Source organism: Lysinibacillus sp. GbtcB16 (genome assembly GCF_019091145.1).
In the GTDB taxonomy this organism is placed as follows: domain Bacteria; phylum Bacillota; class Bacilli; order Bacillales_A; family Planococcaceae; genus Lysinibacillus; species Lysinibacillus fusiformis.
On record NZ_JAGXJV010000007.1, the window covers coordinates 80,304 to 94,370 of the forward strand.

13 protein-coding genes and 1 riboswitch are annotated in these 14,067 nt (G+C 37.6%); of the genes, 2 read left to right on the forward strand and 11 right to left on the reverse strand.

The window, feature by feature from the left end; translation table 11 throughout:
• The first annotated feature begins 27 nt into the window (after positions 1–27).
• Positions 28–1,722 carry a methyl-accepting chemotaxis protein gene (locus KVT27_RS19205; protein ID WP_208705134.1) on the forward strand — a complete coding sequence of 565 codons (1,695 nt, stop codon included), beginning with the start codon at positions 28–30 and terminating at the stop codon, positions 1,720–1,722.
• Positions 1,723–1,783: 61 nt separating this feature from the next.
• Here the strand turns inward: KVT27_RS19205 and KVT27_RS19210 are convergent, their stop codons facing one another.
• From KVT27_RS19210 to KVT27_RS19235, 6 genes are all read right to left on the reverse strand, one after another.
• Positions 1,784–2,464, reverse strand: a complete 681-nt coding sequence (locus KVT27_RS19210) for a hypothetical protein (protein ID WP_208705132.1) — start codon at positions 2,462–2,464, stop codon at positions 1,784–1,786.
• Between the two features lie 143 nt (positions 2,465–2,607).
• Complete coding sequence (locus KVT27_RS19215) at positions 2,608–4,098, reverse strand: sodium:solute symporter family protein (protein ID WP_036120643.1); 1,491 nt, start codon at positions 4,096–4,098, stop codon at positions 2,608–2,610.
• A gap of 21 nt (positions 4,099–4,119) precedes the next feature.
• Complete coding sequence (locus tag KVT27_RS19220; protein WP_036120645.1) at positions 4,120–4,872, reverse strand: SDR family NAD(P)-dependent oxidoreductase; 753 nt, start codon at positions 4,870–4,872, stop codon at positions 4,120–4,122.
• The gene (locus KVT27_RS19225) at positions 4,862–6,613 is read right to left on the reverse strand and encodes a methyl-accepting chemotaxis protein (protein ID WP_036120648.1); all 1,752 of its coding nucleotides are present in this window, start codon (positions 6,611–6,613) and stop codon (positions 4,862–4,864) included. Before KVT27_RS19225 ends, KVT27_RS19220 begins: the two co-directional genes overlap by 11 nt.
• 105 nt (positions 6,614–6,718) lie before the next feature.
• Positions 6,719–6,804: riboswitch (cyclic di-GMP riboswitch) on the reverse strand.
• 175 nt (positions 6,805–6,979) lie between these two features.
• Complete coding sequence (locus KVT27_RS19230) at positions 6,980–7,174, reverse strand: hypothetical protein (RefSeq protein ID WP_036120651.1); 195 nt, start codon at positions 7,172–7,174, stop codon at positions 6,980–6,982.
• A 147-nt stretch (positions 7,175–7,321) separates the two neighbouring features.
• Entirely contained in the window at positions 7,322–7,816 is a 495-nt protein-coding gene (locus tag KVT27_RS19235; protein ID WP_036120652.1) for a YehS family protein, read from the reverse strand.
• Between the two features lie 187 nt (positions 7,817–8,003).
• Here KVT27_RS19235 and KVT27_RS19240 point away from each other — a divergent pair, with 187 nt between their 5' ends.
• Positions 8,004–8,207 (forward strand): alpha/beta-type small acid-soluble spore protein, encoded by a 204-nt coding sequence (locus tag KVT27_RS19240; protein ID WP_008173624.1) that lies wholly within the window; start codon positions 8,004–8,006, stop codon positions 8,205–8,207.
• 72 nt (positions 8,208–8,279) lie between these two features.
• Here the strand turns inward: KVT27_RS19240 and KVT27_RS19245 are convergent, their stop codons facing one another.
• From KVT27_RS19245 to KVT27_RS19265, 5 genes are all read right to left on the reverse strand, one after another.
• Entirely contained in the window at positions 8,280–9,476 is a 1,197-nt protein-coding gene (locus tag KVT27_RS19245; RefSeq protein ID WP_217581771.1) for an MFS transporter, read from the reverse strand.
• Between the two features lie 313 nt (positions 9,477–9,789).
• Complete coding sequence (locus KVT27_RS19250) at positions 9,790–11,151, reverse strand: trypsin-like peptidase domain-containing protein (protein WP_036120657.1); 1,362 nt, start codon at positions 11,149–11,151, stop codon at positions 9,790–9,792.
• A 43-nt stretch (positions 11,152–11,194) separates the two neighbouring features.
• Entirely contained in the window at positions 11,195–11,413 is a 219-nt protein-coding gene (locus KVT27_RS19255) for a hypothetical protein (RefSeq protein WP_036149733.1), read from the reverse strand.
• Between the two features lie 199 nt (positions 11,414–11,612).
• Complete coding sequence (gene glpK / locus KVT27_RS19260) at positions 11,613–13,109, reverse strand: glycerol kinase GlpK (protein ID WP_036120660.1); 1,497 nt, start codon at positions 13,107–13,109, stop codon at positions 11,613–11,615.
• 19 nt (positions 13,110–13,128) lie between these two features.
• Entirely contained in the window at positions 13,129–13,932 is an 804-nt protein-coding gene (locus KVT27_RS19265; protein WP_008173629.1) for an MIP/aquaporin family protein, read from the reverse strand.
• Between the last annotated feature and the right edge of the window lie 135 nt (positions 13,933–14,067).

Consider the following 14,067-nt stretch of genomic DNA (forward strand, 5'->3'; position numbering starts at 1 on the left):
TATGGAGTTAGGTAAAGGGATGGGGAAATGAAAGGCATTTATCAGTTTAAAACACTTAAAGCAAAAATTTTAAGTGCATTTATACTTTTGTTAGTTTTAGTCGTTAGCTTTACAGGTTACACTTACACTTCCAATACAGCTATGGAGAAACAAGCAAAGGCTTTAGTGAAGGAAGATTTAGTAGTACTCAATGCAAGTAATAATTTAGCACTCTCTATGAGTGTCCGATTGTCGGCAGCCTTAAACTATGTGTTAACCGGCGATGAAAAATATAAGGAAACGTTTAATGAGTATCGTCAATTAGCTGAGGATAATAATGCGCTTCTAGACAAATATGATACATCCGAGGAACGCACTAAAACTGTAGAACTTGCACGTGATTGGAGCCAAATTGTGAAGACAGAGGTATTCGATGTCTATCAAAAGGGCAATAAGGAACTAGCTTTAGAAAATTTAATGGATACACAAAATCTCGTGTCGAACGTACGTAATGGCTATGAACAGCTAGCTAATGACCGTGAAGAAGCTATTACAGCTGTTGGTAATGATGTTGTAACAACGAGCTCTACCAATCGTACGATCGGTATTATTTTCAGCTCTATCTTAACGATTATTGGTATTCTAATCGCCATTGTTACAGCTAGTACCATTTCCAAGCCCATTAAGGTAGTAGCAAATCGTATGAAAGAACTAGCAGATGGAAATTTACAGCTTGACCCATTAACTGTAAAAACACGCGATGAAATTGGAACGTTAATGTCTTCAGCAAACGAGATGAATGTTCAATTAAAGCAAACCATTCAATCCATCTATACGGTTTCTGAAACTGTAGCAGCAAGTAGCGAGGAGCTAGCGCAATCTTCCAATGAAGTACAGGCAGGTACTGAACAAATTACAGTGACTATGCAGGAGCTAGCTTCTGGCACAGAAACGCAAGCCTCTACAACAGGTGATTTAGCAGAAACGATGACAGCGTTCAAACGTAGTATTCAAGAAACAACACAAGAAGGTACTGAGTTAAAAGAGCATTCTAGCCAGGTTCAAGATTTAACGATTAGTGGCAAAAACTTAATGATTCAATCTACACAACAAATGGCCGCTATTAATGAAATCATGTTAGATTCTGTGAAAAAGGTTGAAAATTTAAATGATCAGTCTGCTGAAATCTCCAAACTGGTTTCTGTGATAGATGATATTTCCAACCAAACCAATTTACTTGCTTTAAATGCAGCTATTGAAGCGGCACGAGCAGGGGAGCATGGGAAGGGCTTCGCCGTTGTAGCAGATGAGGTCCGCAAGCTTGCCGAACAAGTACAATTCTCAGTGACTGATATTTCAACAATCGTCAACCGTATTCAAGGTGAGACAGGTACTGTCACTACTGCCTTACAGACAGGCTATGAGGAAGTCAAAAGAGGAACAGCACAGCTTGACCAAACAAGTGAAACATTTGAACAAATATCGAGTGCTGTAGAGGATATGATTGATAATATTACTACGATCTCCGATAATTTAAATCAACTAGCCGATGGTTCAGAATCGATCAATGCTTCTATTGATGAAATGGCCTCCATTTCACAGGAATCCGCTGCTGGCGTTGAACAAACGACAGCGACTGTGGAGGAAACGGCCGCTACTATGGATGAAATAGCTCGAAGCGCTAATCAGCTCGCTGGATTAGCAGAGGAATTAAATGGACAATTAAAACAGTTTAAAATTTAAAAGAACAATGTTAAAAGCTATCTCAATTATTTCTAGCTTTGAGATAGCTTTTATCTTTTCATTATTGCCAATGTCTAATCGGCACTCTTTCCAGCTCATGGCGCTTAATAATAACACTTATCTTTTGAAACCATTTCTCACATAATTCCATTGCTTCTTCATATTCTTCCTCATCTCTCGCTATAGGATGTTCCCCCTGATCCATAAATATATACTCTAAAATAGGCTCTGATAAATGATCAACTACAAACTTTAATGATAGTTGTGAAACCGTGTCATCCTCTTCATCTTCCTCTTCTTCTGCTAAATCTTCCTCTTCCCCTAACAACGAGCCGCTCATTAAGTAATTTTTAGTTCGGAGTACGAACATTTCATCCTCCATCATAGCTACTTCATAGATTTTACTAAATGGAATTTCTATTATTTTAAGTTCTTCCTCTAATTCTTCCCTTTGAGCGAAGATAAGCATATTTGTATGTTCATTTAGCAATAACCCCTTTAAAGCGTCCTCTGATAATAGGCATTGAGTGTGAGGGATCGCCTTCATCTCCTCCTCACTAGCTTCCTTCATTTGTGCATACTTTTGTGATTCCACATAATGCTCTTTTATATACCGAATAATACCTATACTCACTAAAGCTAAACCGATTAAAAAAAAGAGCTGCTTAATAATGGCTAGTTCAATCGCATTTGCTAGAAAAAGATAGATGATCCCTAATAAAATGAAGAAAATAATTTTCATTCATATCCCGCCTTTATGAAGATAATCGCTAGAGAAATAGTTTAATGTACTAGCAATCTATTCATGAATCTATCTTTTCATACTTATTTCTCCAACATAAAAAACATGAGATCGATGAATGTACAAGGATCTCATGTTCTCTATTAGCGACCGACTAATTCCTCTTTACTGCTTACGTCGTCTAGTGTTTTATCTTTTTCTATTTTGTGCATCTCAAGAACATGCTGTGATGGTGGCACGAGTAGACTTACGACTACAATAGTAATCCCCGTAATAACAACGCCCGAAAATACGGGTGCCTGCCATAATTCATTTAATAGACCAAGGAATCCTTCTGATTGGATGGTCAAACTAGGAACAAACGTCAATGAAGTCACAATGTAATAGATTAGGCCAACGGATATACTTGCCCATACAGCAGGTGTACTCACACGTTTCCAAAAAGGTCCTAAAACGATTGGCCAGAATATCGTTACAAAAATAACATCCCATGCTAAATACGCTAAATCAATCACCTTTTGAAAGCTGATCGCTAACACTAGCCCAAGTAAAGCGCTTGATAGAATAACAGCACGTGAAAATCTTAGCAGTTTTTTAGGATCAGGGTTACGATTAATAAAATCTAAATAAATGTTCTTTGTAACAATCCCCGAAGTCGCTACATAGCATGCAGCTACCGTGGACATCCCCATAGCGGCCATGGCCGTTAAAAAAATGGCTGCCAAAAGCGGTGGGAAATAACCCTGTGCAAAGGTAAGCATTAATGTTTCTGGGTTAGTACTATTAGGATAAATTGATTTGAAAGCTTCACCCAACATTCCTGGAATCCAACTGATCGCAATAACTATAGTCCCCGCAATGATCATACTGCGCTGAGCTACTCTTGGACTTTTCGCCGCTGCTACCCTTTGACCAAGATCAACTGCTGGAATGTCCCCAAGTGCTAAGACAAGATATAGCGTCCAAAACTCAGCTCCTGCTTTCTCAAACAATGTATGAATATTCCACCACTCAGGATTAAAGGTCGCATCTGGATAGTAAAATAATATAAAGATAGTAATTCCTAGAATCCCTGCTACGGCAAGTGCTCCTTGTACAATTTCAGTATAAGCAACTGCCCATAAACCACCTATAACCGAATAGATAGCTGTTAACGATACAAATAGAAGTGCTGCAGGAATGAAGTCAATTTGTAATAGCTGCTGAATAATATATGTACCACCGACTGTTAATGCTGCTGCATTAAATACACCAAAGGCAATGGCCATTACAACTCCTGTATAGGCACCTAGCTTTTTACTACCATAGCGCAAGCCATAGTAATCTGCTAATGTCCAGCCCTTTAAACGACGTAGTGGCTTTGTCCAAATGAGTGCACCAAGAATCATACAAGTTCCTAAGCCACCCATTGTTGCTGATCCTTCAAAGCCTCCACTCGTATAGCCTGAGCCCACTGCTGCAAAAAAGAATGGAGCAGCTAATAATGCCGCGACTAAACTTCCTGTGACAACAGAAAGAGGCATACTCCATCCAGCAACAATTAAATCCTCTGCTGTGTTGACACGCTTGTACCCTTTATAGCCAATATAATAAATAAATAGTAAGTATAAGCTAAAGATGATTATATTTAACATGCACGTACTCCTTAGTTTCCATTATCCGTTCATTACAACGCCACCATTAGGTGTTAATATTTGACCTGTATAGAAATTAGCATGCTGAGAGGCTAAAAATAACACACTTTTGGCGATTTCTTCTGGCTGTGCTAAACGTTTTAATGGGTATTTTGCCGATTCTTCCTCCACATAGTTGTCCCCAAACTCTTTTAAAATGTCCGTAAACGTACCACTTGGAGCTACTGCATTAACAAGTATAGATGGTGCTAATTCTCTAGCTAATGCTTTTGTAAAGGCATTAATAGCACCTTTAGCGGCAGAATAATGCGTAAATTCTTCACAGCCTAAGCTCCCAATATCAGAAGAAATATTAATGATTTTCCCTGTATCACGGTCTTTCATTCTTTTAGCAGCTTCACGGCAATTATAGAAGCATCCATATAGATGAACCTTAATCATTTTGTCCCATTGCTCATCCGTCAAATCAGTAATGCTGGATGCCTGTGCAAACCCAGCATTATTCACAAGAATATCAATTTCTCCTAAATACTTGTCCATATATTGATACATGTCTTGCACTTCCTGAGATTTAGAAACATCTGCATGGAAGGTCAATGCTTTAACACCAAACTCTTCAGCCTCCATACGAACTGCCTCTGCCTCATGCTCATCCCCAATATAATTGATTAAAATATTAGCCCCATGTTGGGCAAAGCCTAATGCAATGGCTTTGCCAATCCCTTTACTAGAGCCAGTAATTAAAACATTTTTGCCTGTAAAATTAATGTTCATCTTGATCATTCTCCAATTTGAATTTTGTCACAAGTGCTTGAAGCTCTTCTGCTGTTTGCCCAAGAGCTGAGGAAGCATCTTTCACTTCCAGCATTGTCGTTAACTGCTCTTGTGTAGATTTGGAAACATTAGCAGAAAAATCAGCCGATAATTCTGCAGATTGTTTAATGTTGTTAACAGATGCAGCCACTTCCTCCGAGGAGGCAGAGATTTGCTGAGAGGCTGCCGAAATTTCACGTATTTGATTTGCCACTTCTTCTGAGGAAGTAAGAATTTCCTTAAAGATTTCTCCCACCTCATTAGTAAATGTCATACCTACTTTTACATCTTCTTTTCCTTTTTCCATAACAGTAAGAGAGGCATTGGAATCTGACTGAATCGAACTAATTAAATTATATATTTCAGTTGCTGACTGTGAGGATTGCTCAGCTAGTCTTCTCACCTCATCAGCTACAACAGCGAAGCCCTTCCCATGTTCCCCTGCTCGTGCCGCTTCAATGGCTGCGTTCAATGCTAAAAGATTTGTTTGGTCCGCAATAGCCGTAATTAAGCTGACAATGTCACTAATTTTTTTAGTATTAACATGTAAGCCGTTAATCGTCGTGCCAATTTGCTCAACTGAATCATTGATTAATTCCATTTGTGCAATAACTTGATGCACAACTTGATTGCCTCGTTCAGATGCTTGTGATGCCGAAATAGAAGATTCTGCCGCTGTATTAGCCGAGTCAGCAATTTGTTGGATACCAGTTGCAGTCTCCTCCATAGCAGCAGCTGTTTCCTCTGTCATTGTCATAGAAGCTTCTGCATTTTGGGTAATTTGCTTTACATCATTGGCAATATTAGTAGAGCTGTTATAAGTCTCACCAGCATTGACCGTTAATTGAGTCGCTGCTGAAGATACATGATTCGAAGTATTTCTGATGTTTAAAATAATATGTTGTAAATTGGCAACCATTGTTTGAATAGATGCTGATAAATTGCCGATTTCATCTTTAGTAATATCTAAATCAACATTTATTAGCTCCCCATTTGCTACTTGGTTTGCTACATTTACCACCTTTTGAAGTGGCTTTAATAAACGATCTATAATTATGTAAACTAGTATTAATAAAATTAAAATTCCGATAATTGCAATGACAATTTGCTTAATAACACTGGCTTTAATAATGGTATTGATATAGTCCGCAGAGTAGTCAATTCCTAATAGCGCTATCAATTGCCCATTATCATCGTGAATGGGGCTGAAAACTGTTCTCCAGGAACCAAAAGGATCTTCGAATATATCTGTTACTTCCGTACTGTTATTTTGAATAGCTAATTTTGCTGTTTCTACATGCTCATTCGCTAAATCGGTAAAAATTTCTCCCGCTTCATAGACCTCATTCAAATTAGATGTATAGCCAATCGGGTTGACCCCACCTTCATCCTGTACATCCCAAATATAACTCCAACTCATAATACCTTGTTGTTCTTGAATCATATCGAGTTGCTTTTGTACCTTCGTAAATTTGGCGTTCGTTTCTCCTTTTTCAGACAATAAATCCTTCACTTCATTACTATCTAAATTCATCGATGTTAACAAACCAACGCTTTTTAATTCTTGTTCCAAATCAACAGTCATTCGATTGTTTAATTCTTTAATACTTTGAGTAGTGATGACGGCTATAAGCAATAACACAACAATGGAAACCGTCAATAAAAGTTTGTTTTTTAATGAGATGTTTTTCCATAACTTCATGACTTTTTTCCTCCTTATACGTTTTTTTGCAAATAAAAAGCCTATTCCGAAAGAAATAGGCATAAAAGAACTAAAACTAGAATTTAATGGATACAACTAGCACTCTTTTGCAACCTAGCCATCTAAGTACTTATTTCCTTAGACCTGTAGCTTTGCATCTTTACTTTTCAGTAAATTTGCCTATCTTTTCCCTCCCAAAATTAACACAATGGGAAAAAGTAGTCAATGCTACCAATTTAAAATATACATATTTTATACTACTTCATTACTAGTTATTCGAATTTATTAGCAAAATAAAAACAGCTACAACATGGATTCATGTCACAGCTGCATATTTTTCCACTTACCCCTAAGTGTTTGAAAAATTTATACGTTTTGTGTAATCAGTAATACAGATGGTATAAAGGATAGAGCAAACATAGCCACATACCATAATGAAGTACGTCTTAATGAAAAACGAACTTTTTTTCGTTCTGCATAAAAAATATCTAGCATAACTGCAACAATAAAAGGCATTGTAACACATGCAATAGCTACTAATAAGATGTCAAAATAAATCATACAAGCACCCCTTTGTTTGTGAACATTTTTCATCTTTTTTGTGAACATTTTGTGATAATTTGATTGTACACAATTTCGTCACAAATTGTCAACTAATTTAAAAGAAAAAAATGGTACTTTATGATTGATTCTCGCTATATTAGCGCATTATTCTCTATATTTATATGTTAAGCCTCTTAAGAAATTACGAACAAATGAATCGCCACATTCTTTATAATTACGATGACCTGGGTTTCTTAAAATCGCACCTAATTCACCTTTTGTTACTTTAATCCCCCCATCATATAATATTTCAAGCATGTCCTCCGTTGTTAAAGCTAAGGCAATTTTCACTTTCTTTAAAAGCATATTATTTGGGCTTTCTTTCCCCGAGACAGGTAATGGACCTTCTGGCTGACCTTCCTTTGGCTTTTGGGGACCTCGTTTAAAAGTAATGAATCCATTCAAAAAGGCTTCTACCATTTTATTATTACATTTGATGTATTGTTCTGGTGCTTCTTCCTCATCATTAACCTTAAGAAGCATGTTTAATATTTCTTCCTTCGTATAAACCATGCCACCTAGCTTAAATATTTCCACCATATCTACATTTTTTATATCTAACGCGTAGCGTAAACGAATGAGAATATCATTATTCGTCATTGATAAATTCCTCCTTTTAATCAACCTTCTTTAGCAAAGAGCCAGGCTTTATTATAACAGACAGTTTGCTCATTTTAGCTTGATTTCCACAAGTTGTTGCTGTTAGCAATTAGCGTGTGCGTTTCCTTCTTTTAAAATGTATGAAAAATATGTAGGCAACCATTCTATATGCAAGGAGGTGAGAATAATGGCTAATAATAATCGTAGCTCAAATAAACTTCTAGTACCTGGTGTACAAGAAGCCGTGAATCAAATGAAATATGAAATTGCACAAGAGTTTGGCGTTCAGCTTGGGCCAGAAGCATCTTCTCGCGCTAATGGTTCCGTTGGAGGAGAAATTACAAAACGCCTCGTGGAAATTGCTGAGAAACGTTCAAAAGGTTTATTATAATTAAAAACTAACAAGAAAAGAACGAATCCCTCTCTTTTTGAAGTGGAATTCGTTCTTTTGTAATAGTTAGGATTAAGCTGTTTGCAAGTCCTCAGTAGAGCCTTTTAGCGTTAGCATGACCATAAAGGAAATGCCATATAGCGCTGCTAAGTAAATCATAACGACAGTCATATCATAGCTTTGTAAAATATAGCCGACAAAGATTGGTGAAAATCCACCTATTGCTCGACCAAAGTTAAAAATTGTATTTGTTGCTGTACTACGAATTTGCACTGGATAGAAGCTACTAATTAATGCACCGTAGCCAGCAAACATCCCATTAGAGAAGAAACCTACAATTGCACCGCCCATTAATATAGCTACAGCTCCTGTCGCAAAGGAGTATAGAAATACGGCACATGCAGAAGCCAATAAAAAGATACCAAATGCACGTTTCGCACCAAAACGATCCATAAATCTTCCGAAAGTGAGCATGCCGATAATCATGCCGACTGCAGTACTAATTGTCCACAATGCTGAGCTTGAAACAGATAAGCCTTGCGATTTTTGGAGCATCGATGGTAGCCAGATCATCAGGCCATTATAGCCTGCAATTTGAACAGTTGCCATTAATATTAAGGTTAAGGTCGTCATAGTGACACGAGGTGTTGCAAATAACTGTGCCAATTTCCCTTTTTTCTCTTTGTTACGTTGATTGTTTTGTGACGCCAGCCATTCTGGTGATTCATGAAGATTTTTCCGTACGATAAAGGCAAAGATTACAGGTAATACGCCAACAAAGAATAGTGCTCTCCATCCTAGTGTCGGTAAAATAATAGCGCTTAATAAAGCTGCTAAGATGACTCCATATTGTGCACCTACACTCACATATGAAGAGGCTCTTCCTTGTTTATTTTTTGGCCAAGCCTCGGCGACAAGCGCCATTCCGATACCGTACTCCCCACCAGCACCTAGTCCAGCGATAAATCTATATACATAAACTTGTTCAATACTTGTTGCTACTCCTGTTAAGGCAGTACCGATTGCAAACAATATGATGGTATATGTGAACACTTTTACCCGACCATACTTATCTGCAAGCACACCAAAAATAATCCCACCTAAAAGCATACCAATATTCGTGATAGATGAAATTAATCCACCCGTTGCCAGATCAATGTTAAATTCTGCAATAATCATTGTCATCGCAAAAGAAATAAACATAATGTCCATTCCTTCTAGCGTTAACCCGGCCAATGAAGCGACCACGGTTTTTTTTCGATAATCCATTCTTTCTAACCTCCAGATTTTTGTTGTCTCTCTCTTTTAGCGTTCGAGTGAATGGATTATAGTTGTTTTGTCCATTCTCTTTTGAAGCCTCACAGGACTTCCTTTAAAAGAGGTGTATTTGAACAAAAATAAAAGCCCTTTAGTCAGAGAAGACAAAAGGGCATGCCAAAGCAAAGATATTATAAGCCTAAAAATATCATGTAGCCCTTTTCAGCCTCTCTGGACCGTATTAAAGGTGATTTATTTCGTTCATTTATACCGTTCTACATTCTATAAGATTACGCATAAAAAAGCAACGGTTGAATAGTGGAAACTAACTAGGTAACTCAATAAAGTTTTGAGCAAATTGATAGATGACATGAGCCGGTACAGCTAAATTAAGATTCTGACCATCATTAAAACCAGCTGTAATTAAACCGACCAACCTCCCTTGCATATCCAATAAAGCACCACCGGAACTTCCGTTTGAAATAGCAGCTGTAAATTGAACCATAGACATTTTTTGTATATCTCTAAATCCCGCAACAATTCCATCAGAGACCGAATTAAATAAACCGAGAGGACTGCCAATCGCTACAATCTTTTGTCCTCTGACTAAATGACTATCCATTTTAACAGGTAAAGGTTGGCCTGTTCTGTCCACTTTCAAAATAGCCAAATCATGTATATCATGATATTTCACAAATTGATGCGTAGTATATTCGTTTGGATCATTTTCATATAGCACAGAATAATATTTCCCACCACCTACTACATGCAAGTTCGTCAAAATATAGCCATCGCGATGGAGAACAACTCCGGAGCCAAAACATAACAACTCACCATCCTCGGCAAATGTCTTTATCATGACAACAGATGTCGCTAAAGAAGCCAACTGTTCATAACTACACTCTTCTGAAGTAACCGTGCTAGAACTAGCGGTTGGAAGAATCGTCGGTTGTTGTGGTGGTATGCTTTTCATCGAAAGCATTTTAGGGATTATGAATTCTTTTTCATAGCAATCAGGACAACTCTGTAAATTAGAGGATGCTGCTATGATAGGATACAAATTTGTGATATCCCCTTTAGGATTCATATAGCATATATCGCAGCCAAGTGTCGATAAGAAATATAAGAATAATGATTCATGCTGCGTAATGTCCCCTATAAAAACAATTTTAGAGGATGCTTGATTTTCCTTAGAAAAAATTTGTGGTAAATAATAATCCATCCAATATAAAAATTTAACTGCAAAGTTTTTTAGTAAAGTGTCATTCGCATGTGGCTGTTGTTCTTTAAAAAGATGGAGAATATTTTTAAAGCTAAGCTTTTTTGTCCATTCAAGTTGATCATTCGCTAATTTACCGCATAAAGATTTCTCATACAGTAATTGCATACTATCAGCAGCAACCTGCCAATCCTCCCAAAGCTCCGACAGTCTATCTGCATCTTTTTTATTATTGATGACCTCAAGCCTATGTAGTCGTAAATAAAATACGCTTTGCTTTGTGAAATACTCATCCATTTTTAAAATATCTTCTTTATAAAGATCTACAGAATCAGGTATACCAATATAACGTAGAAAGACTACTTCCTTCGTAAGGGCATTATTGTTAGGACTAACCTGCATAAACTCCTGAAAAGGATTAGCTAACTTTTTATATTTAATTTTTAACGGTCTCGTTGTCACAACCATTTTCATACAACTCCTATAAGCACGTCATTACATATAATGGTACTTATATACAATTCTCTGACATCTCTCTAAATCCTCTATTCCTAACGACAAAAATGCACAATTCTATAAAGAATTGGACGCTTTCTTCACCTTTTTCAAATAAAAATATCAGAAGTATGACGAATGGTAGGGCTTGTATAAATAAAAAGCCGTGCATACCAACAAGAACCCCGCCATCAGCATCTGTAGCTAGAGCACCAATAGCTAATGCAAATGGCAAAACAGACTGATTGAAAAGTCAAACCAGCTATACGATGGACTGTTTGAAAAAGAATTCATGCCAGAAGAAAAATTGGACATCAGTGAAGATCTATCTGGAGACAACATAAAAAAATAGAGAAATCCAAATTTGAATGCATTCGAATTCGGATTTCTCATTAATTGAAGCTAGCTATGCCCCAACCTCTCAAATGTTTGGCTTACTTAAATACTTGCGCTGCAGCAACAGCCTTTTTCCATCCTCCATAAATTTTATCACGATGGTCATTACTCATATTAGGTGTAAATTGACGTTCTAAATTCCAATATTTGCTGATTTCCTCTGTCGAATGCCAATAGCCAACTGCTAAGCCAGCTAAATACGCTGCACCTAAAGCGGTTGTTTCATTAATAATTGGACGATCAACAGGAACATCCAATAAATCTGCCTGGAATTGCATTAAGAAATCATTGGCTACAGCTCCGCCATCTACACGTAATTTGGCTAACGGAATATTAGCATCTGCCTCCATCGCTGCTAATACATCCTTTGTTTGATACGCTAATGATTCTAGCGTAGCACGTACAAAATGCTCCTTCGCAGTTCCTCTTGTTAAGCCAAAGATAGCTCCGCGCACATCAGAATCCCAGTACGGTGTTCCTAAGCCAACAAATGCTGGGACAACATAAACACCATCAGTTGACTCTACACGTGTTGCATATTGCTCTGATTCACTTGCATTACGGAACATACGTAAACCGTCACGTAACCATTGAATCGCAGAACCTGCTACAAAAATACTGCCCTCTAAAGCATATGTTACTTTGCCATCTAAGCCCCAAGCTAATGTAGTCAATAGACCATTATCTGATTTCACTGCCTTTTCACCAGTATTCATTAACATAAAGCAACCTGTGCCATATGTGTTTTTAACCATACCTTCCTCAAAGCATGCCTGACCAAATAGGGCTGCTTGTTGGTCGCCTGCAGCTCCGGCAATTGGAACAGCAGAGCCAAAGAATAATGCCTCCTCTGTATAGCCATAAACTTCAGAAGAAGGACGTACTTCTGGTAGCATAGAGGCTGGAACTGTTAAAATTTCTAATAGTTCTTCATCCCACTTTAAATCATGGATATTATACATCAATGTACGAGAGGCATTTGAATAGTCTGTTACATGTACTTTTCCACCGGATAGCTTCCAAATTAGCCAAGTATCAATTGTGCCGAATAGCAACTCTCCTGCCTCGGCTTTTTCACGAGCTCCCTCAACATGATCTAAGATCCACTTCACTTTTGTACCTGAGAAGTAAGCATCTATTAATAAACCTGTTTTATCACGGAATAAATCATTGTAACCGCTTTCCTTTAATTGCTCACAAATTTCATTCGTTTGACGTGATTGCCAAACAATTGCATTATATACAGGCTTGCCAGTATGTTTATCCCATACTACGGTTGTTTCACGTTGATTGGTAATCCCAATCCCTGCAATTTGATTTGAACTCACACCTTTTTCTGATAACACTGTTGCAATACAAGATAGAATAGATGACCAAATTTCCTCTGCATGATGCTCTACCCAGCCTGCTTGTGGAAAATGTTGTTGGAATTCTTGTTGTGCTGTGTGTACGATTTTACCCGTTTCATCAAAAAGAATAGCTCTTGAGCTTGTAGTTCCTTGGTCTAACGCTAAAATATATTTTTTTTCTGACATAGAAATCCCTCCAAATAAATTAGTCTTCTACTTGAACATTCTTAACCGTTAATTGTGCTCCTATGAAAATAGCAATCACAATTACTGCAACAATCCAAAACGCAATACTATTTTTCCCTTCAAATATTTGTTGGAAAAACAATGCACCAAATGTACCTCCAATAATAGGTCCTACAACTGGTACCCATGCATAGCTCCAGCCAGAATCACCTTTGCCTGCAATCGGTAAAATAAAATGCGCAATACGTGGACCTAAATCACGAGCTGGGTTTATGGCATAACCTGTTGGGCCCCCTAAAGCCATCCCAATTACAATAATTAACATACCAACTAAAAATGGATTTAAACCATCTGTAATAGTATTTGTACCTAAAGCTAAAATTCCTAAAACTAAAATAAATGTTCCTATCATTTCTGATAATAGATTTGATAAAGGATGCTTAATAGCTGGCATTGTGGAAAATGGCGCTAATTTTACATCGGCATCTGCTGTTGCCTGCCAATGTGGTAAATACATAAAGTAAACAAGTGTAGCCCCTAAAAATGCACCAATCATTTGTGCAGCAATATAGGCTGGCACATCTGCCCAAGGAAAGTTTCCGATCGTGGCAAGGGCAATTGTTAATGCAGGATTTAGGTGTGCACCACTGATTCCACCTACCGCATAAGCTGCCATTGCAACCCCAAGCCCCCATGCAAAGGTAATGACGATCCATCCTCCACCAAAGCCTTTTGATTTGTTTAACACGGCACCTGCTACTACGCCGCCACCAAATAAAATAAGAATCATTGTGCCGACCAGCTCAGCTGTAAACGTAGACATAGTTTAATCCCCCTTTGTGATAATAGCCCATAGAAAACAAAAAGGAACCCACATCCAATCAAACTACATTAATACATGTAGATGAACAAATGTGGGTTCCTTTTCCTAACCACGTGCGTATGAACTTATGTCCAT

What these genes read in the sequence shown, in the direction of transcription:
- KVT27_RS19265 (WP_008173629.1), bottom strand. Translation starts at nt 13,932, where the DNA reads ATGTCTACGTTTACAGCTGAGCTGGTCGGCACAATGATTCTTATTTTA.
- glpK (WP_036120660.1), bottom strand. Translation starts at nt 13,109, where the DNA reads ATGTCAGAAAAAAAATATATTTTAGCGTTAGACCAAGGAACTACAAGC.
- KVT27_RS19220 (WP_036120645.1), bottom strand. Translation starts at nt 4,872, where the DNA reads ATGAACATTAATTTTACAGGCAAAAATGTTTTAATTACTGGCTCTAGT.
- KVT27_RS19240 (WP_008173624.1), top strand. Translation starts at nt 8,004, where the DNA reads ATGGCTAATAATAATCGTAGCTCAAATAAACTTCTAGTACCTGGTGTA.
- KVT27_RS19230 (WP_036120651.1), bottom strand. Translation starts at nt 7,174, where the DNA reads ATGATTTATTTTGACATCTTATTAGTAGCTATTGCATGTGTTACAATG.
- KVT27_RS19245 (WP_217581771.1), bottom strand. Translation starts at nt 9,476, where the DNA reads ATGGATTATCGAAAAAAAACCGTGGTCGCTTCATTGGCCGGGTTAACG.
- KVT27_RS19205 (WP_208705134.1), top strand. Translation starts at nt 28, where the DNA reads ATGAAAGGCATTTATCAGTTTAAAACACTTAAAGCAAAAATTTTAAGT.
- KVT27_RS19210 (WP_208705132.1), bottom strand. Translation starts at nt 2,464, where the DNA reads ATGAAAATTATTTTCTTCATTTTATTAGGGATCATCTATCTTTTTCTA.
- KVT27_RS19250 (WP_036120657.1), bottom strand. Translation starts at nt 11,151, where the DNA reads ATGGTTGTGACAACGAGACCGTTAAAAATTAAATATAAAAAGTTAGCT.
- KVT27_RS19225 (WP_036120648.1), bottom strand. Translation starts at nt 6,613, where the DNA reads ATGAAGTTATGGAAAAACATCTCATTAAAAAACAAACTTTTATTGACG.
- KVT27_RS19235 (WP_036120652.1), bottom strand. Translation starts at nt 7,816, where the DNA reads ATGACGAATAATGATATTCTCATTCGTTTACGCTACGCGTTAGATATA.
- KVT27_RS19215 (WP_036120643.1), bottom strand. Translation starts at nt 4,098, where the DNA reads ATGTTAAATATAATCATCTTTAGCTTATACTTACTATTTATTTATTAT.